General features: G+C 43.4%; 15 protein-coding genes. 2 read left to right on the top strand and 13 right to left on the bottom strand.

The features are described from left to right. Positions 1 to 82 precede the first annotated feature (82 nt). On the top strand, positions 83 to 1,066 hold the full coding sequence (locus RCO25_RS22560) for a LacI family DNA-binding transcriptional regulator (protein ID WP_308998378.1): 984 nt from the start codon (positions 83 to 85) through the stop codon (positions 1,064 to 1,066). Positions 1,067 to 1,086: 20 nt separating this feature from the next. Here the strand turns inward: RCO25_RS22560 and RCO25_RS22565 are convergent, their stop codons facing one another. The 5 genes from RCO25_RS22565 to uidA all read right to left on the bottom strand — a co-directional run bounded on the left by RCO25_RS22565 (position 1,087) and on the right by uidA (position 8,543). Continuing rightward, positions 1,087 to 2,184, bottom strand: coding sequence for a GerAB/ArcD/ProY family transporter (locus tag RCO25_RS22565; RefSeq protein ID WP_308998379.1), 1,098 nt, complete (start codon positions 2,182 to 2,184; stop codon positions 1,087 to 1,089). Positions 2,185 to 2,297: 113 nt separating this feature from the next. Next, positions 2,298 to 3,506, bottom strand: a complete 1,209-nt coding sequence (locus RCO25_RS22570) for a Ger(x)C family spore germination protein (protein ID WP_308998380.1) — start codon at positions 3,504 to 3,506, stop codon at positions 2,298 to 2,300. A gap of 40 nt (positions 3,507 to 3,546) precedes the next feature. Continuing rightward, positions 3,547 to 5,067, bottom strand: coding sequence for a spore germination protein (locus RCO25_RS22575; RefSeq protein WP_308998381.1), 1,521 nt, complete (start codon positions 5,065 to 5,067; stop codon positions 3,547 to 3,549). Positions 5,068 to 5,215: 148 nt separating this feature from the next. Then, positions 5,216 to 6,622: an MFS transporter gene (locus RCO25_RS22580; protein ID WP_308998382.1), complete on the bottom strand. Its 1,407-nt coding sequence runs from the start codon at positions 6,620 to 6,622 to the stop codon at positions 5,216 to 5,218. A gap of 121 nt (positions 6,623 to 6,743) precedes the next feature. Continuing rightward, entirely contained in the window at positions 6,744 to 8,543 is a 1,800-nt protein-coding gene (uidA, locus tag RCO25_RS22585; RefSeq protein ID WP_308998383.1) for a beta-glucuronidase, read from the bottom strand. A gap of 129 nt (positions 8,544 to 8,672) precedes the next feature. On the opposite strand from uidA, the gene RCO25_RS22590 reads away from it, so the two are divergent. Next, positions 8,673 to 9,881, top strand: a complete 1,209-nt coding sequence (locus tag RCO25_RS22590; protein ID WP_308998384.1) for a helix-turn-helix transcriptional regulator — start codon at positions 8,673 to 8,675, stop codon at positions 9,879 to 9,881. 69 nt (positions 9,882 to 9,950) lie between these two features. Here the strand turns inward: RCO25_RS22590 and RCO25_RS22595 are convergent, their stop codons facing one another. The 8 genes from RCO25_RS22595 to RCO25_RS22630 all read right to left on the bottom strand — a co-directional run bounded on the left by RCO25_RS22595 (position 9,951) and on the right by RCO25_RS22630 (position 21,466). Beyond that, positions 9,951 to 11,684, bottom strand: a complete 1,734-nt coding sequence (locus RCO25_RS22595) for an S-layer homology domain-containing protein (protein ID WP_308998385.1) — start codon at positions 11,682 to 11,684, stop codon at positions 9,951 to 9,953. A gap of 65 nt (positions 11,685 to 11,749) precedes the next feature. Then, the gene (locus tag RCO25_RS22600) at positions 11,750 to 14,338 is read right to left on the bottom strand and encodes a glycoside hydrolase family 3 N-terminal domain-containing protein (RefSeq protein WP_308998386.1); all 2,589 of its coding nucleotides are present in this window, start codon (positions 14,336 to 14,338) and stop codon (positions 11,750 to 11,752) included. A gap of 288 nt (positions 14,339 to 14,626) precedes the next feature. Next, positions 14,627 to 15,364 carry a response regulator transcription factor gene (locus RCO25_RS22605; RefSeq protein WP_308998387.1) on the bottom strand — a complete coding sequence of 246 codons (738 nt, stop codon included), beginning with the start codon at positions 15,362 to 15,364 and terminating at the stop codon, positions 14,627 to 14,629. Continuing rightward, positions 15,365 to 17,206, bottom strand: a complete 1,842-nt coding sequence (locus RCO25_RS22610) for a sensor histidine kinase (protein WP_308998388.1) — start codon at positions 17,204 to 17,206, stop codon at positions 15,365 to 15,367. A 153-nt stretch (positions 17,207 to 17,359) separates the two neighbouring features. Further along, the gene (locus RCO25_RS22615) at positions 17,360 to 18,421 is read right to left on the bottom strand and encodes a TRAP transporter substrate-binding protein (protein ID WP_308998389.1); all 1,062 of its coding nucleotides are present in this window, start codon (positions 18,419 to 18,421) and stop codon (positions 17,360 to 17,362) included. A gap of 118 nt (positions 18,422 to 18,539) precedes the next feature. Continuing rightward, the gene (locus RCO25_RS22620) at positions 18,540 to 19,835 is read right to left on the bottom strand and encodes a TRAP transporter large permease (protein ID WP_308998390.1); all 1,296 of its coding nucleotides are present in this window, start codon (positions 19,833 to 19,835) and stop codon (positions 18,540 to 18,542) included. Beyond that, positions 19,832 to 20,347 carry a TRAP transporter small permease gene (locus RCO25_RS22625; RefSeq protein WP_308998391.1) on the bottom strand — a complete coding sequence of 172 codons (516 nt, stop codon included), beginning with the start codon at positions 20,345 to 20,347 and terminating at the stop codon, positions 19,832 to 19,834. The genes RCO25_RS22620 and RCO25_RS22625 overlap by 4 nt, the downstream gene beginning before the upstream one ends. Before the next feature lie 258 nt (positions 20,348 to 20,605). Continuing rightward, a complete protein-coding gene (locus RCO25_RS22630) occupies positions 20,606 to 21,466 on the bottom strand; it encodes a sugar phosphate isomerase/epimerase family protein (protein WP_308998392.1) in 861 nt (286 codons plus the stop codon). Positions 21,467 to 21,482 lie beyond the last annotated feature (16 nt).

The following is a 21,482-nucleotide window of genomic DNA, read 5'->3' on the forward strand; positions in this document are numbered from 1 at the left end:
CTTTCATTTGCAAAAAATGTATTCTATGATAAAGTGAACGACATAAATGAGAACTCGGACTTGTGCCTTCCGGAGGGAATCCATGGTAACCATTAAAGACATCGCAGACCGAGCCGGCGTCAGTTTCTCCACTGTCTCCAAGGCATTGAGAGACAGCCCGCTCGTACAGAACAAAACAAAACAGCATATACTTTCTATCGCAAAGGAAATGGGTTACCAACCCAATATCGCAGCCCGAAGCCTCGTCTCCCGAAGAAGCGGAGCGATTGGCGTCGTATGGCCATCCATTGAACGAGCCGCCCTTTCCTCCCTGATTACAAAGATTAATGAACAACTTGAAAAAAAGGGTTATGTTACTTTGCTTTCCATAAGCCATTTGGAATCAGCGATCGAAATCTTCCGTCGTTACCAAGTAGACGCCATCCTCGTCTTTGGGGACAGGGATAGTATTTCCAGCTTCAACAAGTTAAATCCGCTGCAGATCCCTATTCTGACTTATGGCGCTGCAGGCTACACACCGTACTCTGCCGTTGACGTAAACCGAGGCCAAGCCGTTCGTCTTGCCGTACGTCACTTGGTTGAATTCGGTCATAAGGATATCGCCTATATCGGCGAACCTAACTCGCAAGATCCGCTGCAGACCGTTAAGATCGAAGCTTTTCGCGACGAAATGATCCGTCTGGGCTTACAGGTCAGGAACGACGCCGTGCTTCACATGAATGGCTTAGAATTTCACGACGGATACATGGCCGCACGTACGATGCTGGAGCAAACGGCATGTCCTACAGCCGTCATCAGCGGCGGCATCGATTTGACACGCGGCATCATTCGGGCCATAGGAGAGCATGGACTTCGCGTTCCGCAGGATATTTCCGTTGTCAGTTATGACAACCTTCCTCAAATGGAAGACCTTGAAACGCCGATGACCGTTGTCGGCGTAGCCATAGACACGATAACATCCGTTATTTCAACAACCATTCTCGAGCTTATTGAAGACCCGGAATCACTTAAAACCGTGTACTTAGAACCAGAGCTCGTGATCCGCGACTCCACCTCCCAAAGGTGATTGACGAAGCAGGTAAGTGATTATTCTTTTCTCAAATAACCTTTTACAAGAGTTGCAGCCAATAAAAGCAATGGCAGGGCTAATCCAAACGTTAGATTAAAAAACGGGAAAATGGTTCTGCTGAAGTTAATCATGTAACTTGAATTCGCTACAAAAAACAAAGCAACATTCACAATTAGAATACCAAGCGGAATTATTAAAAATTTGCTGTCTTTTAAATTTAAAGTTTGTGCTAAACCATAAACGATCAGATAAAAATAAGTACACATTTTAATAAAACAGGTGAAAAACCAGGCGAACGCAATCGTTGACTCTACCCGTTCGAAAAATTTGCCAATGCTGATTTTTTTGGCTAACGCATAACTTGGGTAGGTTTCACTCGATGTAATCTCTAAGCCTAATACAAGAATCGAAAGAATCGTAATCAAGAACAACAGCGACCATCCGATAAAAGCACCTGATAATAGAGCTTTTCTAACCTTTGCTTGCTCGTTTGCATGAGGGAAGATCAACAAAAAGAGCACGAGCTCTAAAAAGGAAAAACTCATCAATGGAACAGCGCCTCTTATGACAGGTTTAAATCCATCTTCGAGGATGGGCAATAGATGTTCAATATGGACTTGGGGTATAAGAGAGATAAACATAAAGGCGAGCAGGAAAAGACTTATGGCCACCAGAATTTCGGCAGTGCGGGAAATGGATTCTATCCCTAATTTCACTGCGTATATGACAACTAAAATAAAAATGACGTAAATCGCTCCGATTGGCGTTTCTGGCATCGTTTGATGAACAAATCCTCCCATCCCCATTAAGGTAAGAGCACTTAATAAGACAGGATAAATCATAATAAATAGCAAGGAAGTTATCTTTCCAACCCATTTTCCCAACACCGCTTCAAAAATCTCGGTTAAAATTTTCATAGGATGCTTTTTATGTAAGGCCAAGTATAAAAAAAGTATGGGCAGTGTTAGTAAGAGCGCCAGAATTGCAGCTAACCAAGCATCTTGTTTGGCTTCCATTGCAAGAATTGAAGGTATCGTAAGTATCGAAGTACCTGTTACATTCATGATGACCAATATTGAAAGCTGCCTGGCCGAAATCTCGCTTCGATGCTCCATACCTCCGCCCGCCCCCTCAGTTATAGTTAATTTAATAGATAAAGAGATGGAAGCTCAATGCACGCAATCAAAGTTGACAGAGCGATCATACTGGAAACGATTAGCATGTCTTATCATTCCTTTCCAGCTACTTTTGACATCGAATGAATGACTGTACCCATATTCTGGATTTTCACTTCAGCTTTAACTGCAACTTGGAGGTCGGAAAACTTCTTATCCCAATTCTCGTTTAACTCTCTCCATGCTCTTGGATCTGCACGATGCAGAACTTCGCCGAAACCAAAGATATCGGTTTTATATTTGGTTTTCACTGTTTTGATCGTATTGAACAACAATTGCTCAAGATACCCCGATGCATCCTCCTGAAGTGCGACAATGTTGGCCGGATTTGCTAGATCCATATGGCATGCGATCTCGTCAATGCTTATCTCTGTTCGAACGAATAGTTCAACCCGGGGTACACCCTGCTGAATTTTTCCTTTGATCTTCGTTTTAGAGCGCATGACCTCATACGAAATTTTTTGCTTTCCGCTCGGGCAGTCGATGACTAAGCCCGAATGGGTTACATTATCAGTGATGTAGTTGAAGCCTAGGCTCTCCTGCTGACTTAGCCAGCCAATGAGTTTGTCATCCTTAAATACGGATAGCCCCAGTAGTTCAATTTCGCTGGAGGGCTCTATCGTCTTTAGATTATCTTCTGAATTGCCTTTCTTCAAGCTGCCGGTTACTTTGAGACCAGGTAATACCGCACTTTTCCCCGTGCTCGACAAGGTGGTAATGAGGGCATCCAATTTCACTCCCGCCGCTGACGACAAATAATCTTCTGAAGTTTCAATCGATTGATATACCTTCGCCGCTGGGACATTATCAATTGGGCTCATCACCGTTAATATATTTTCAGCAGCTGTGCCTTTTGCTATGACGATGTCAAAGTCTGCTCGAAAGTACCAATTCCTTCTCAAAAAATCTATAATTTCATTTAGACCCTCTCTTGCTGTTTTTTCACCGATTGCGAGTATACGTATATGCCCTAAGTGTATCCTTCTTGGACTCGTCTTTGTCATCTTCCGCAGTGCCTCTGAAATGGAATAACCTTTCGCTTTAAAAAGGATGACGGGAGATTGCCCTCCTCCCCCTTTTTTATTAGTTGCATATTGTTTCGGTTCTAAGACTTGTACGGCTACCTCATACATATCCCCTTGTTTATCGACGGACATCCCGGCAGCTAAAGAATATTCATTCAATTCGTTACGACTCCAACAGCCTGTTACAAATGCTAATAAGAAAACAGGCAATAAAATGACAGCTAATTTTCTTTTCATCCTATTCCCTTCTGAATACGTCGCTTGGCCTGATCTGCTTTTATTTTGGCGGACGCACGCGCTGCCGCATTAGATTATGTCGTGCAATTAATTTCGGCCGGAAAATCATGAACCTGATCGGTGCCCTCAATAAGCCATCTTTCTGACCTTGCAGGTCAAATGGTGCAAACGGACTTAAATAGGGAACGCCAAACGAACGTAAGCTGCTTAAATGAAGGACCAAAGTAATGAATCCTAAACTAATTCCAAATAGTCCAAATGAAGCGCCCAAGAAAATAAAAGGAAATCGCAATAACCGGATAGATATGGCCATATCATTCGATGGAATAACGAAGTTGGCAACTGCAGTTATGGAGACCACGATGACCATCGCAGGAGAAATAAGTCCCGCTTCAACTGCTGCAGTTCCAAGAACGATTGAGCCAACAATGGACATCGCTTGTCCAATATTCCTAGGCATTCGAATACCAGCCTCACGTAAGATCTCAAAAGTAATTTCCATGATCATGGCTTCGATAAAAGCGGGAAAAGGTACGCCTTCACGTTGAGCAGCCAAACTACCGAGAAGTGTGCGCGGAATCATTTCAATATGAAAAGTGGTGACGGCAACGTAAACAGACGGCGCTAATAGGGCGATAAATATCCCCAAATAACGTAATAATCGAATAAGTGAACCGATATCAGCACGATGATAATAATCTTCCGCAGAATGTATAAAGGAAACAAATAATGCAGGTACTACAAGTACATAAGGAGTACCGTCAACTAATATAGCCACTTTGCCCTCAAGCAGCGATGCCGCTATCACATCCGGTCTCTCCGAGTTAAATACAGTCGGGAAAGGGGTCTTCGCTTCGTCCTGAATCAGCTCTTCTATGTAATTGCTTTCAAGGATGCCATCTATGTCGATTCGCTTTAGACGCGTGAGCACTTCTTTTACTATCTTCTCGTTAGCAACTCCGTTGATATAGAGAAGCGCTACATCTGTTTGTGTCAAACTCCCGATTTGTATGGTTTCCAACCACAAATTCGGGGATTTTATCTTCCTTCGGATCATGGCCGTATTCGCCCTCAAATTTTCCGTAAAACCTTCCTTAGGCCCTCGAATAACCGTTTCTGAGGTTGGCTCTGTAATTCCGCGCTCCTTCCAGCCGCTCAGGCTGATTGAAAATCCGGATAAATATCCATCCATCAGCAAAATAACGCTTCCTGACAACATCGAATGAAACATGCCGTTAAAATCATCTACATCATGTTTAACTGCCGTTGTTGTTAAAATATAATCTTTCAAGTATTGCAAAACGTTTGCTTCGGATTTTAATTCTTCGGAAGATAAATAATCGTTTTTTATCATCAGTGATTCCAGAACAAAATCGTTTACTGCATTTGAATCGATCAGCCCGTCAATAAAGATGACGCAAGCTTTTACATCCATCATCCCTAGTTTGATTTCACGAACAATAACATCTGTACTATTACCCATTCGTTGTTTCATTTTATGGATATTCTCTTGTAGGTCAGCAGCCAATAGTTCATTGGTTTGCATGAGATCACTATCCATCAAAACACCGCCTTCTATACTTTCTTTGCTTAAAATTCCCTATTGTCTCTTTTTCATGCATGGGATAAACCCTCGATCCGTATCCCAAACCAAAACAAATAAGCCCGAGGCTAGGCCCCGGACAATTGAAAACGCAATCGAATATTCTCTATAACCGATTATTATTTTTTAACTGCTCATTTAACCAGACCAAACGCTGCTTCGATAAATTGTAAATCCACACAATAGCAACTAACGCGATCAGCGAGCCAAGCGCGGGAATCAGTGTGATCAAACTCTTTATTCCTATCGCAGCTTCTTCCGTTTGAATCTGCAATCCGGAATTATACCCAACGGCAACGAGCGCAAAACCGCCGAGTCCTCCCGCAACCCCTTGACCAATTTTACGAACTAATGAGTAAACGGAATATACGGTCCCCTCTTCGCGTTTGCCTGTAATGAACTGCTGATAATCGATGCAATCCGAGACCATGGCCCAAACCAATATATTTAAGAAAGCCATGCCAAAGCTTGAAACAAAGTAAAAACCAATATACACATAGGGGCTTGTGATCGGTAGAACAAACATAATGAAATTAATGACAACCGCAATAATCAAGCCGATGACAGCGCTCTCTTTCTTCCCGTATTTCTTTACTAGAGGAGAGACGAGCGGCATGGCAAGGAGCGCGGAACCCAATCCAATTAAACCTGCAATAGAGATTAGTCCCGGTGTTTTGAAATAGTCTTTGAACAAATAAGGCGTTATTGCGGATACCACCATCAAAGAGACCATCATTCCGAAGGAAGCGAGCATGATGCCGAGTAGTGCTTTGTTTTTAAATAAGCCTTTTACTGTTATCAATAAGTTTACTTTCTCAGAGGCAGGCTTAACTGTTCTTATTCTTTCTACCGTCAACCGGTAGGAGCTTAAGTAACAAATAATCGCCAACACGGCGCAAATGATGGCTATCGTTACAAATCCGTTTGCTGTGGGCGTTTTTCCGCTGCCGAATATAATAATCGGCGCCACCGTCATAATAAAAACATTAGCTAGAATAGCACCCATCGTCCTGAATGTAGAAAGCGATGTTCTTTCCACGGGATCCGATGTGATAACGGATGCTAATGAACCATAGGGAATGTTTATTGTAGAGTAAGCCAAGCCCCATATAATGTAGGTTGCCGTTGCCAGAAAAACCTGCCAGCCTGCGGCGACCGGAAAATAAGTAAAGGTCAGAATACCGAAAGCGGTTACAGGAATTGCACTATATAACAGGTAAGGCCTAAATTTACCTTTCGCCCCGACAGGCCTGGAATCGACATAAGCTCCCCATGCCACATCAAATAATGCGTCCAGTATTCTAGCCACGAGCAAAATCATGCCGGCAGTCGCAGCGGATATTCCATAAATATCCGTATAGAACAACATTAAATAACCGCTAATTAATGTAAAAAACAAATCGTTCCCAACGTCTCCGAACATATAGCCGACTTTATCTCTGATCCCGAATTTTCTTATGCCCTGAATGGCCGGAGCCTCCGTCTTTTCCAACAGCTTCGCAGTTTGTTCCATGTCTTATCCCCCGAGTAGGTACAAAATCTCGGGAAGGGATAGACGTTAGCCAGCGGCCTTCATCTATCCGAATTCCCGAGTTTACATTTACTTTCATTACATGGTGCAAGGCCAATCGCAATTATTGCTTATAACCGAAATCCGGAATGGCAGACCATCTTTCGCGCAGTGAGTGGGCTGCGTATTTAGGCTTTCTATCCCTTGTGAAAATACCCTTCTTGTTCCCTTGCACACGGATAAATCCTTGGCTTGTATTAAAATCGGCAAAGTTCCACACCTGCTCGCCGACGAAATTATCGAATTCATCAAACACTTCGTGATTCGCACGCAGGTACTCGACTTGATATTCTTCCGTAAACATGACGGCATCGATATCATGTAGTCCTGCAACCGTATCAGCGCCGTATTCGGTCATCACAATCGGTTTGTTTGGACAGCGCTCGCGCCATCCGTTCAGCTCCTTACGGAGATTCACTTTCGCATTTTCCAAATCCCCGCCATCCACATACCAACCGTAATACCGATTTAATGCGAGTACATCGACAAGCTCTGCTACTTTGCATGTATCGGGTGTTGACATTAAATGCGTGACGATGGTTACCGGTCTATTTTGCGGGTCAATGGCTTTAGTCAGTTCAACAAGCGGTTTAAAATACTCGTATGCTCCTTCTTCCTCAGAAGCCGGTTCATTCGCAATCGACCACATGACCACGCAAGCATGGTTCTTATCCCTAGCAATCAGCTCTTTAATTATTTCTTGATGATGTTCCTGCGTTTTTAGTTCAGCCCAAGTATTCCTTTTTGGACCTCCGCCAAACAGCGCGGCCATAAAATTCAAATGAAGTCCTACAGCAGGAGTCTCATCGATAACGACTAAGCCTTCTTGATCGGCTAATCTCATTAACTCTTCCGAATAAGGATAGTGTGCCGTACGGAATGAATTAGCTCCGATCCATTTCATTAATCGGAAGTCCATAACATTGGCCGATTCATTAAAGCCTCTTCCGTTAATAGGGGTATCTTCATGCTTGCCGAATCCTTTGAAATAAAACGGCTTATTATTAATCAGGAATTTCCCGTCGATGACCTCAACTGTTCTGACTCCGAAAGGCTGGAAATATACATCAACGATTTGATCGCCGTTTAATAGCTCTACTTTAAGGTTGTATAAATAAGCGTTAAGCGGCTCCCACAGCTTCACATCGTCGATTCTGATTTCGCCTTGCGCTTCGTCTGCTTCCCCGACTATTGCACCGTCTGCATCTAATACGCTAACTCTAACGCCAGCCTCTCCCACAACATCCAAAGAATAGTTCACAATCCCTGACTTCTCATTTATTGAAGGAACGATCGTAATGTCTTTGACATACGTTTGGGGAGTCGAATAAATCTTGACTGGTCTATGAATTCCTGCGTAATTAAAGAAATCGAAGTTCGGCTGATTCCGAGCAACCTTGCCTACGCCGGGAATATCTTTCTCCGTGTAGATCCCAATCGGGAGCGTTGTTTCGTCCACGATACTATTTACGGCAACCGTTACACGGTTTGTACCTCCAACCAGATTTGAGCTAAGCTCGGCTTCAAAAGGGGTGAAACCGCCTTTATGCTCCATCGTGAGCTCTCCATTCACATAAACCTTAGCCGTATGCGTTGCCGAACCGAACCGCAGCACGATTCGCTGGGACCTAAAGATACTCGGTACTGTAAATTCTTTCTCATACCATACCCAGCCTACGTGATTACGAATATCGGCGGTTACACCCACATCATTGAAAGACGAAGGAACTGCCATATTCATCGTTTCGCTAAGCGAAGATTGAAACCATTTCTCTTCAAAACCTTTTCCGGAATCCAGCTTGAATTTCCAAATGCCGTTTAAATCAATAATTGCACGGGAATCACTAATAATGGGGTATAGCATCTCTCTACTCCTTTTTGTGTACCTTATTGTGTTTCTGTAAGTTAAAGTTTATACTAAAAGCGCTTACAAATATAAGTACTGTATTAGCATATTCGGGACTAAATTAGCGTCAAGGGGACACAATTGAACATGGGACATGATTTTCTCCAAATCACTCCGATCAGTACGACCATTTTTCATTTGACGGGTATTAATACTTTAGTGTTAGACAAAGACGGTTCTACTCTATTCGCTCATGAGCATGACCAACTGTTGGACATTCTTTTTGAAGAACAGAGAGAAACTCTTCAACACCTCTGCAAGGAAGCGGTACGACTTGATCAATGCTGCCTCTATACGAACGACTGGGGACTCTCCTACTTAGCTCGAAATTTTCAAACCAGCAATAACGGCACTCTCATTCTGGTAAACGGCCCATTCTTATTGCAAATCCCGGATACGAGTAAACTAAACATTCAACAAAACAGTCGATTTGCATTAGAAGAGTTTTTTAGAGGATTGACGCTTCTGGGGATCTCCAAAGTACAAAGTATTACCAACATTCTCGATAAAGCAGAGTCGCTTTGTCATGTTCCGATGAAGGTTATCCCCGCAAGACAAAAACATGTAGAGCAGCATCAAAAATCAATCACTGATTCTAACTATTATCAGCCTGATGAACAGGATGTCGAATTAATCGAACACAGATATCGTTTTGAGAAAGAAATCATGCATGCTGTAGAACTTGGCGACACTGAGCTTATCAACGATTTGATGATAAAAATGAAAAACATGTACGATCTCTCAGACAGGTTCCCGAACCAACCGGTCAGAGCCATGAAAAACGGCTTAATCATTTTTAATACGTTATTACGCATAGCCGCAGAAAACGGAAAAGTGCAGCCATTTTTCCTGCACAAAATTTCCGAAAAATTTTCCAAGCAAATCGAGCGTACCGATAAAATTGAATCCCACGATACTTTAATGGCACTCATGAGCAATGAATATTGCGAATTAGTGAATCATAACGCGATATCGGGCTATTCCCCTTTGATCAAGAAAGCCATGGAGCACTTAAACACTTACATGGGCAAACCTCTGAATTTGGATAGCTTGTCGCAGCATTGTTTTGTTCATCCCTCACATTTATCGAGACAATTCAAAAAAGAAACAGGAATGACCCTGACGGACTACCAAAACTTAATCCGAATTAATGAAGCGAAACGGTTATTGAAAAACGCTCAAGATACGATTGCCAATATCGCTGGAGCCGTCGGCTTTAATGATTCCGGATACTTCACACGTATTTTCAAAAAAATTGAAGGCATAACGCCAACGGAATACCGCAGCATACAATAAGATTATTACTCAAGCAAAAACAGACCTGAAGCCGCTGGGCAGCATCAGGTCTGTTTAAGTTAACTGTACTCACTTATACAAATAGGCGTAAATGTTATACATCAAAACAGCCGATTCAGCCCTAGTCGTTGTTTTTTTAGGATGAATCGTATTTCCGTTACCCTGCACAAGCCCTGTCTTTACTAGAGCAGCCACGCTATTAACCGCATAGTCAGAAATATCTGCAGAATCTTTAAATAGTTTTAGTGGGGCTTGCTCTGAATTTGTTGTTATTGGTTTAACCGCTTCAAGTGCACGCTCTGTCAATACCATCATGTCTTCCCTTGTAATTGACATGTGAGGTTTAAATAAATTATCGCCCATGCCTTTCGTAATGCCTAGGCCTCTAGCAATTCTCAAAGCATCATTATAGTAATCGCCTTCTTGCACATCTGCAAACCTATTACCCATTCCCTTACTGCTTTCCAGCTCTAAAGTCCGTACTAACAGAACTATGAAATCAGCGCGCGTAACCGGCTGACCAGGGTCAAATGACTTGTCCGAGATACCGTTAATAATCCCTTTAGACGCTAGTACTTCAATCTGTTTTTTCGCCCAATCCAAGGATACAATATCGTTAAACGTTTTTTGAACAAACGCTATTGCATAATTACTAAAGTGTGTTGTCTTAAATGTCACTGTACCCGTTTTGGCATCATACCTGCCATTTGGTACCGAAACAACTTTCCCTTCACCGGACAAATACCATACAACGATATGCTCAGGGTTCCGCAATTCCTCCGCATTAGGCGAGTAGGGTAAGGTTACCGTCACCGGGGCTTCCGGGTTGTTCCAGGAAATGGTTTGGTCACCGGCATGCAAGCTTATATCAATAACAGGTCGATCACCAATCTGACTCAAAACACTCATATCCAGTTTGCTGATATCGGCTTTCTCTATCCTTAGCTTAACTCCATCGGCAGCTATTTCACCTGCTTTAAACATATGATTGGAAATGAGTACCGTAGCAAGCGGTGAAACAACTTGAACTTGAACTGTATTTTCACTATTTGCGAATGCTGTTGTCGGTAATTGCAGTTCATATGCGTTCGCACCCGGCACTTCCTTACTTGAAATTTGTATATTTTTAACCCCTTTTTCATTTGGTGCTGCCTGCTGAACGGCTTGGTCCCAAGCGGCTTCGTTTACGACTGCTTTTGCCGTTTTCGTTGCAGCGTCCAGCTTTACATCAGGAGTCAGTGTACCTTGTCCTGGTTGACCATTTGACGGGTTTACATTCGTTCCCGGTGTTGAATTGCCTGGGTTGCTACCTGGATTACCACCGATAATCGATGCCGTCACCTTCGCATCTGTTGTTGGCGTAGTAACGTTCAATTGACTATCCACTAGCTTTACGCTTTTTAACTGAATCGCAGGGTTTCCTTGACCGATTGTTACAAATGTTACTGTGGCGAGATTTCTGGTTCCATTCTCACCCGATATATCACCAACCTTAGTAAACGCGAATTGAAGTTGATTTCCAACCGGCTTAAGTTCAACTGGAAAGCCATCGGCAATTCTGCTTTCACTTTTCATATATTTCAGCCTTGTACTGTCAAAATCAAGGTTTAATTCGAAAGCATACACATCGGTTAAATTCGTACCAGTAATGGTAACCTGAATCTCTTTACCTAGCGTCACCTGGTTGTTATTTAATTGTAATCCAAACGATGGCGCACCATCTGCAGCAAATGAAGCCTGCGGGAATAAAAACAGGATACTCATCAATAACGTTAGGTTGAATAACAGTACGTTTCGTCTCATTCCAAGACCCACCCTTTCGGTAAGAGCAAGGGGAGGAGTTTAAACTCTTCCCCTTGCCTCTACAATTAGTTGATTTGTTTTGCTAGCGTGGCAATATCGACAATGTCAATTTTACCATCATCTTTAAGATCGAATAATTCATACTTAGCCCAATCGGCGCCGTCTGAATTTTTTCCATAAGCAACAGCAATCATGCCGAGATCACCAATGTCCACCTTGCCGGAATTGTTAAAGTCGGGGCTAAAGTAACCTCGAGAAGCATTAGGCAGTTGCATTGTTTCTCCATTACCGTCAGATACAACGATGTTTGATAATGCAATTGCGTTAGGCGACACTATATTTGTTTTTGCTTTAAGTTGGATACGCAGCAAATCACCATCTGTGTTGATCACATTGTCTGATCCTAAGCTAGCGAGCAAAATCTTCACTTTTCCTGGCTCAATTAGCTTTTGACTCGCAATGTTTAAGCCTAACTTCAATGGCGTTGCAGCAACAAATTCGTATTGCTCTGGATCAAAATTAAGTGTCAATTCTTGAGCAGCAATGCCCCCGGTAGCACCTTTCGCTACATTGCTCAAACCGTAATTCAAGCTGAATGTGGTTCCTTCCATAACCGCAATTTTTCCAGTTAAAGAAGTTTCAATTTGATTGTAAGATAATCCAAAACCAAACGTGTAGTCATCGCCAACTGCATTAGTGTAAGTGTAGTCGAACGCCTCGGCGTAGCCTGGTACGTCCGGTGCGTTGTTCAATACTGCTTCTTGGTTAGCTGGGATCGTGATCGGCAGTTTGCCTGTAGGGTTAAAGCGTCCACGAAGCACATCGAGCAGGGCTTCAGACTTGACGTTGTAAGTCGCCACGACCGCCGCAGCGCCGGGCTCGATCTCATTAATAACCCACGGATTGGTCATGTTAATCACGAGGGCGGTCGGAACAGCAGCCTCGATCTGCTTAACCTTTGCGACGTCGACACGGGTGAGCTCGTTCAGCTGGATCTCCACCGTGGAGAGGTCAGGGTACTCGAATGCTCTCGGACGTACCCACACGAGGGCGGCGGTCGCTTCCTCGAGCGTGTCCACGATTTTCACCGATGGATCCTCCTTGGCGATGAGCGCCTTCAGTGAAGTGGTCTGAGCGGCGCTGCTGGTACCGTTGAACACCTCGACATACAGCTTTGTAGTAGCAAGGTCTGCGTCGGTCAGAGGCAGCATACCCTCATTGTTGCGCAGGAGCGTAACCGACTTGCGGTGAGCCTCGTCGGCCCGTGCCTGGTTTGCAGATGAGTCGGCGATCGCCTGGGCCGCATCCGGGTCAACGTACGGGTTCTCGAACAGTCCGAGATTGAATATCTCCGTAAGCAGAAGCGTCAAATGAGGGGTGAGCTCTTCTTCAGCGAGCACGCCCGTGCTAACCGCGGAAATGAGTCCTGCTGGATTGTTGTTGTCCGAGAAGATACTCGTGCCGGCTCTGATTGCTTTAGCGAACTTCTCCTCGATCGATAGGTGCTCCACGCCATAAGCCATGCCAGTCAGCACGCCGCTGTCGCTGTTCACGTAGCCCTTGAAGCCCATCTTGGTCCGCAGCAGGTCGGTGATAATAGCCTTGTTATAGGCGCCCGCCACCTCCTCGAATTGCTGGGTATCAGAAACCCACAAATCTTTCGGGAGCTGATCGGCACTCATCTCGTTGTTAGGAACGTTATAGAAGGACATGATCGAGTTCGCACCAGCGTCAATTGCAGCCTGGAACGGCGGAAGTTGGTACTGGAATAAGCTTCCAGGTGTCGGGTAGAGCGTATACTTGCCGTGCGGTAAGTGCGGGTCCAGACCTCGTAATACAGGTCCGTCGCCAGGGAAGTGCTTGACGGTATGGACAACAGATTCGCTGTTGATCTCCTCCCCTTGGAAGCCTTTGACAAGCTCAGTGGCTATCATCGCGTTTAGCTCCGGGCTCTCTCCGAAAGATTCACTGATACGGCGCCAACGCGGCTCTGTCACGACTTCAACTGTGGAGCCGTAGATCTTGCGGATGCCGGACGCGCGCCACTCTTCGCGGGCGATCTCTGCAAAGTCGCGGTTAAGGGCTTGGTCTTGTGTTGCCGCCATGCCTAAAGCTCCGGGCCAAATGGAGAACTGTCCAGAGGCCTCTTGGAAGCCGAACTGGAGAGATTCTGCAATGTAGTTCCGCGGGTTGGAGGTAAATACGATCGGGATACCCAGCGGCGTGCCTTCCGCGATCTGCTGATATGTGTTGTTCCGTGTGGCTATGTTGAAGGCAGTAGGGTTGTCGCGCAGGATGAAGTAGCGCAGGTTACGATTCTTGATGAAATCGTCGACGGTGGTAGCGTTAGGATTAGAGGTGATCTGCATGAGACCTGCCTTTTCCGCCAAGCTCATGCGCGGAATGAGATCGGCCACGCGATCCGCGGTAGTTAGCTCCCAGTTTTCATAAGCGTCCAGTACGTTGTTCCCATTTGAATCTTTATAAGACTTGCCATCGATCATAAGCACATTTTTTACACGGGCATCGATTACAGGCTGAGTCGTGCCGCCGGCATCCGCACTTGCTTGAATCATAACAAAAGGAGAAGATAGCATTGAAAAAACAAGCATAGATTGTACAATCTTTTTAGAACGTTTCGAAAATGAAGTCATATTTCGTCCCCTCACTCTAATGAAATATTTTTAATTATTTTCGATTCCGTATTTCGATTGCCACTTTCGATACAGCGCTTTCATTTTGTATTAAAAAAAAATCTTTCATTGGTAATCGCTTGCAAAAAGATTTAATTTACTTTGTTTCCTTCTGGTGGACTTCTCAAAGTATTATCCTCCTCCTCAACACTTGTCTACATTGTATAAATTTATAAACTTTAAATATATGTGTTTTTTTTGGGATACTTTGCATTATTTTGATTATTTTAAGGTTAGATTAAGGTTTCTTTAAGGTTTCATTTTCCTATACTCACTCGGTGTCACTTTCACTGATTTTTTAAAGGTATTGCTAAAATATGCCAAATCCGTATAACCAAGCCGTTCAGCAATTTCCGAAATACGCAGAGATGTCTTTTCCAACAATCTTGTTGCTTCCTTCATTCTTATACTGGTCATATAATCTGTATAGTTAATGCCGGTCTGCTGTTTGAACAGCTTGCAGAAATAGCTTGCGTTCAAATGCACCATAGCGGCAGCTTCGGTCATTGCCAAATCTGGTACGGATAAGCTATCGATATGCCGGATGACTCGCTCGATAGGGGAAATTTCATTTAAATCCATAGTTTGATGATCTGGCTTCGAAGCTCTCCCCTTCTCCTGTTTCTCCAACCACTTCTGCAAACAAGCAGCCATACTGTCTGTCTCGACAGGTTTAAGCATATAATCAAAAGCACCATGCCGTATGGCCTGCTGAGCATAAGTGAAATCGTCATGCCCGCTGACAATAACGACTCGTGTCATGTGCTTGCGCCGCTGTATTTCCTCTATTAATGCCAGCCCGTCCATCACCGGCATCCGAATATCCGTTAGAACTATATCTACATTATTTTGGCTCAGCCAATCAATCGCCTCCATGCCGTTCGTTAATTCATGAACGACTTTAAAGGGAAGCTCGGTTTTCTCGATTGTCTTTCTTAATGCGGTGCGTACCCATCTCTCATCCTCCACGATTAGGATGCTATGCATTCAACTACCTCCCTTTGAAGTGTCTTGTAGAGGCAAATTAATTCCAACTGTTGTTCCTTCACCTGGCTGACTAACGATGAATAATCCATATTCATCACCATGGATAAGACGAATACGCCGATGTACATTCATAAGACCAATGTGCTTGCCCGTCAATTCGATTCCCTCCCGCAGATCGAGTTTTTGAATCAATTCTGACAGCATAGCTGGGTGAATTCCTGGTCCGGAATCAGTTATCAAAAGAGTGAATATTCCATTGTCAGGCGATCTTTCGGCACTTATGACAATATGCGTCGTTCCCGAACGAGGCTCAAGCCCATGAACGATACAGTTCTCTATTAAGGGCTGTAAGGTGAACTTTGCTATCTTTTGATCCAGCGCCCAATCCGGTATATCCACAAGGTAATCCAGCTTCTCTTCAAACCGGAATTTTTGGATTCGCAAATAAATATCTCCGATCTCCACTTCTTGCCGCACCGTCACCTGAGGAGCCTCCTCTTTCACGTTATACCTCAGAAGCCGTGCGAGAGAAGCCGCCATTACAGAAATTTCATCCCTATCGTACAGAAGCGCCATACCTCGGATCGTGTCCAAAGAATTATAGAGAAAATGTGGATTGATCTGTGCTTGAAGCATCTTCAATTCCGTATCCTTTTGACGTAGATTCAATTCCGTCGCTTTCAATTTAGAGAAATAGATTTCTTCAAGCAGTCTGGAAAGCCGCTCCACCATCTTATTAAAGCCATGTGACAGCAAACCGATCTCATCTTTGGAATCGACAGAAACCTTGCAGGAAAAATCACCGATTTCTACACGTTTGATGTATTCATGCAAGCGTTTGATGGGTTTGACTAAGCTGGCAGCAAATCCAATACTAAGTACATAAGCAACCAACATAAAGCCTATAGTTGTAAACAGAATGGTTCTCCCTATATAATCCGTACCACTCATCAGCTCGTCATATGGAATAGAAGTGACAAAATACCATTTCAATATATCACTGCGGCTGAATGTCAATAAATTTTTGCTCTTATCAACGGATATCAACGATCCGCTGCTCTTAAGCTGCATCTCTTGTACATCCATGGCATTAGCTTGTTGACCGATTAGTGAGAAATTAGGATGATAAACATAAAGCCCTTGTTCATTAACTATAGACAGATAACCGCTCTTACCTGGTTTGACTCTATACGCAACATCCTGTAAGCGCTTGTAATTCACATCAATAATCAGCATGCCGAATGGTTTCAAGGTTTGTGGACTAACGATTCTCTTCATAACGGAGATTACCGCCAACTCTTCTTGCTTCCAATGGATAAGACGACTGATGATTTTGGGCTCACCGCTTTGAGGGATCGTATTATACCAATATTCACTCCTAAGATTAAGTGCGGACTCATCATCCGCATCATCGGCAGAATCGACAACTTGAATATCGTCGAGAATAATCGTGATATTGAGAATGTCAGACCGTGAATATGCTGAATTCTTCAATAAATTACGTATACTTTTGACAATCTCACTGCTCTCTACTTCCTCACGAGTCTCCATTTTAAGGAAGTTTACGGTGTCAGGATGATTAATAATTTTGAGTGTGTTAATTTCAAAGTCGCGCAGGTAGTCCTCCACATAAAGCTGAACCTGATCGATAATTTGTAAGCTATAATCTCGCGCCTCTCTCTCCAGCACCTGCGAGGATTGACGGTAAGAAATAAGGCCTACAAACAACATCGGCAACACAACCAATAGCGCTGAGAATACTAATAATTTTGTCATGAGTGACCGATCGCGAAGAAGAATGATCTGAATGATGTATTCATAATGCTTTTTCCAGGACGACATTCATTGTTCACCTTCTTCTATAATCTTGTCTTCAAAATAACGTCTTATTGTATTCATGTACATTGAATTATTTGTTATTCATTAGAAAAAGAGGCTCACTTGGAGCCTCTTTGTTTGTTTTTTGCTGCTAGGTTCCTGCAATAGCTTTGTTAATTAACGAGCAGCATCGATCGCATCCAGAATTGTTTTATATTGCTCACGATTAGCGTCAATGATTGGTTTAACAGCTTCCTGCCATGGTGTCACATCTGTAACTTCAGTAATGGTTGCACCTGCTGCACGTACTTGCTCTTCGGATACTTTCTCATACTTGGCCCATTCTTCGCGTTGGAAAGTTATGGATTCAAGAGCAGCTTCTTTGATAATAGCTTGATCTTCTGGAGACAATTTGTCCCAAGCTGTTTTGGACATCATGAGAACTTCAGGTACACGTTGATGACCATCAAGAATATAATTCTTTGCAACTTCGTAGTGTTTGCTGGAGAAGTAACTAGGGTAGTTATTTTCAGCACCATCGATAACGCCTGTTTGCAGTGCACTGTATACCTCGCCATAAGGCATTGGAGTTGCACTCGCTCCAAGTGCATCAATCATCGCGATGTTCAGTTGATTTTCTTGGACACGGATTTTCAAACCTTTCAGATCCTCCAATGTTTTAAGTGGCTTTTCAGAATAAAAGCTCCGAGCGCCTGAGGTATAGTAACCCAACCCTTTCAACCTTGAGGATTCCAAGCTGTCTAACAATTTCATTCCCGCATCACCAAGCAGGAACTTCCAAACATGCTCATCATTATCAAAAATATACGGTAAGCTGAATACTCCAAATTCTTTATTGAATTCTCCCAATGGTGAACTGCTGACTCGAGTAAACTCGATTGCTCCGAGCTGTACTTGCTCTATAGCTGATTTCTCCTCACCTAGCTGTGCTGATGGGAATACATCGATGGTTATACGTCCATCAGACTTTTCCTTAACGAGCTCAGCGAATTTCATATCTCCTTTGGTTGTTGGGTAATCAGCCGGATGCGTCTCAGCAAGTCGGAAGTTGTATTTTGGACCTTCCGTAGCAGCAGGAGCAGGTGTGCCCTCAGCAGTACCGGTATCATTCTTGTTTCCCTCGTTGTTAGCGGCATTATTTCCGCCTCCACATGCAGTTAAAACCAATGCGATAATCATGAAGCAAAATAAACCAACTAGCTTTTTGTTCCTCAACATCTTTGTTTGCCTCCCTTTTTATATTGCTTTTTATTGTTTTGCATTTTCAGTATAATGAAAGCGCGTTCAGAGTGGTATGGGATAATCTTAGCGTAGATTTGTATTATTTTGTTCTTCGTCATCCATTAACTAAATTCGGAAGCCACATTGTAATAGCCGGAACATACGTAAGTAATAACAATACCGCAACCATAACTAAGAAGAACGGAATGAGCGCCTTTGAGGCTTGCCCGATTGATACCTTCCCGATTGCACAACCGACAAACAGCACCGTACCGACAGGCGGTGTGATTAACCCGATGCCCAAGTTAAGGATGAGTATAATACCGAAATGCACAGGATCCACACCTAGTGCTGTCACAACTGGATAAAGAATGGGCGTCATGATCAGAATCAGTGGGGCCATATCAAGCGGTGCACCCAGTATAAGCAGAAGAACATTAATAATTAAGAGAATCACGATAGCATTATCAGAGAAACCCAGGAGCGCTTCTGTTATAAGTGTAGGAATCTTCAAATAGGTCAAAACCCAAGCAAAGGCATTCGAAGTTGCGATCAGGAATAGAACCATTGCTACCGTCCGAAAAGTCTTCAGAAAAATAGTCTTTATATGCGATAAAGGTATATCTCGGTAAACAAAGAAAGTTAGGATAAAGGCATAAACACAGGCTAACGCTCCTGACTCCGTCGCTGTAAACCATCCGGAGAATATGCCGCCCAGAATAATAACTGCTGTCATCATCGAAAGAAATCCGTCCTTTATGATACGAGGGACTTCTTTTAGCGCGACAGGTTCTCCCTTCGGGTACTTTCGCTTCCTTGCTATAACATAGGACGTAATCATTAATCCGGTTAGCAATACAAGACCAGGAACAATACCAGCAAGAAACAGGCTTGAGATAGACACGCCACCTGCAGCTAGTGCATATAGGATCAAATTGTGGCTTGGCGGCACGACTACACCTTGAATAGCTGCAGATGTTGTAACTGCGACCGTAAAATCAGCGTCATAGCCCTTCTTCTTCATCTGAGGTATCATGACTGATCCAACAGAAGAAACATCGGCAGCGGCTGATCCGCTAATATTACCGAATAACATACATGCCACACAATTAACCATCGCCAAACCACCACGAATAGCACCAACGGTCAACTGTGCCAGATTTATTAATCGCAGCGCCATTCCACCTTCACTCATGATCTGTCCCGCTAAAATAAAGAACGGAATAGCCAACAATGAAAACGAATTCATACCCTGCACCATTCGCTGGCCAATGACAGCAAGAGGTATGTCCAAATAAATAGCAGTAAACAACGAAGATAAGATGAGTACCATTGAAATAGGAAAACGGAGCAAGATCAACCCGACAAAACTGGCGGCCAGGATAATGATGGCTATCGTTGTTGCTGTCATTCGCCCCCAGCCTCCCCAAGATCTTTATGACGAACTGTGTTCACACCGATTAGATCCAGGAACGAGTAGAAACAAATCATTATACCTGTGATCGGCATAACGACATACATCACACTTACTGGCCATTTTGTCGCCGCAAATGTATTGGCATGCATCATAACAGTGAAATCCCAGCCATAAATGATCAGGTACACCCCGAACAAAAATGTACAGGTTCCAATGATCTTGTCGAGTACCTTATTCCATAATGCTGGGAATAGATTGGTGAATGAGTCCATCGCCAAATGAAGCTTTTCACGAAAACCAATCGCAATCCCCAAAATAGAAAACCAAATAAGAAGCAATAGGGTTACCTCCTCCGACCAGAAGAAAACGAAATTAAACACTTTCCGTGTAAGCACCTGCATCGTAACGATTAATGTCATCGCAGCTAATGCGCTTAATGCAAATGTCTCTACGATTCGGTCAATCATTAAAGCTCCGGCTCTTATCCCTTTCCAAATGCGAATCATGTATTCTTTCCCCCTTTTAAGTAAGCCGCATCCTAATTGTAAGGGCTTTCTCCGAAGGAAAACATGGATCTAAATTGAGATAAATTTGTAATTTTTTGTGGTTAGTAATAGTAGAACAAAAAAGGGTTCCTAAAGCATCCAACAAATTTTTCGAATTTGAAAATATTTTTTCTATACCTTGATGAAGTCAAAAAAAAGCAAGACCCTAGGTAAACAATCCTAGGGTCTTATAGGTTATATGGGAGATCGCACCGATTTTTAAAACCAATCGGAATAGCCCATAGCTCTTAAATTGTCGCCCGAAATTTTCAAGCAATCAAAGGGATCGCGCCCGTAAAGCTCATCCTGCTCCACTAAAAAATACTTTGCGCCGCTCGCAAGGCCCGCTTCAATAATTCCTTTCATATCCAGGTTTCCTTCGCCGACTTCCGCAAATTCAATCACATTAATGAACCGTTGGAAAAACTTTGGCATATCCTTGAAGTCTGCTTCATCCACATTCATCTGCCCTACCAGATAATCTTTTAAATGCAGCAAAGAGATACGGCCCGCGTATTCTTTGATCAATGTGATCGGGTCTAAGCCCGCTCTTTGAATCCAATGGACATCTAACTCAAAACCAAGTTTAGAGGTGTTGTTCTTCATCAGATCCAATAAATATTCGCCATCATATTTCGCAAATTCAATATGGTGATTATGATAATATAATTCGATGCCATGCTTGGCTAATCTCTCCGCCATCATTTCAGCTTTCCCTATAAACGCCATTATTTTTTCTTTATCGCCCATGATATGGAACGGCAGCATACCGATGCGTAAGAAGCTGCAATTCAAGATTTTGCAATCATTCACCATTTTCTCAAAATCATTGGTTAATGTTTCGCCAGGCATGCCCGGCAGCATCGGCTCAAGGGCGGCCGACAGTGAGGCAATTTTGATATTGAAATCTTCAGATGCCCGTTTAAACGCAGCTACGTTATCTTCCGTCATCGGAATTTGAGATACTTCAACACTCCGGTACCCCAGTTCATTTAACTTTCTCATTGTCTCATAAACGCCTAGCTCTTCAATTTTTCCTTTAAGCATCATCATTTGAACGCCAATCTTACCTTTTCCCATGTGGTTACGACCTCCT

Origin of the sequence: Paenibacillus sp. LHD-38, assembly GCF_031157315.1 — a bacterium.
Lineage (GTDB): Bacteria > Bacillota > Bacilli > Paenibacillales > Paenibacillaceae > Pristimantibacillus.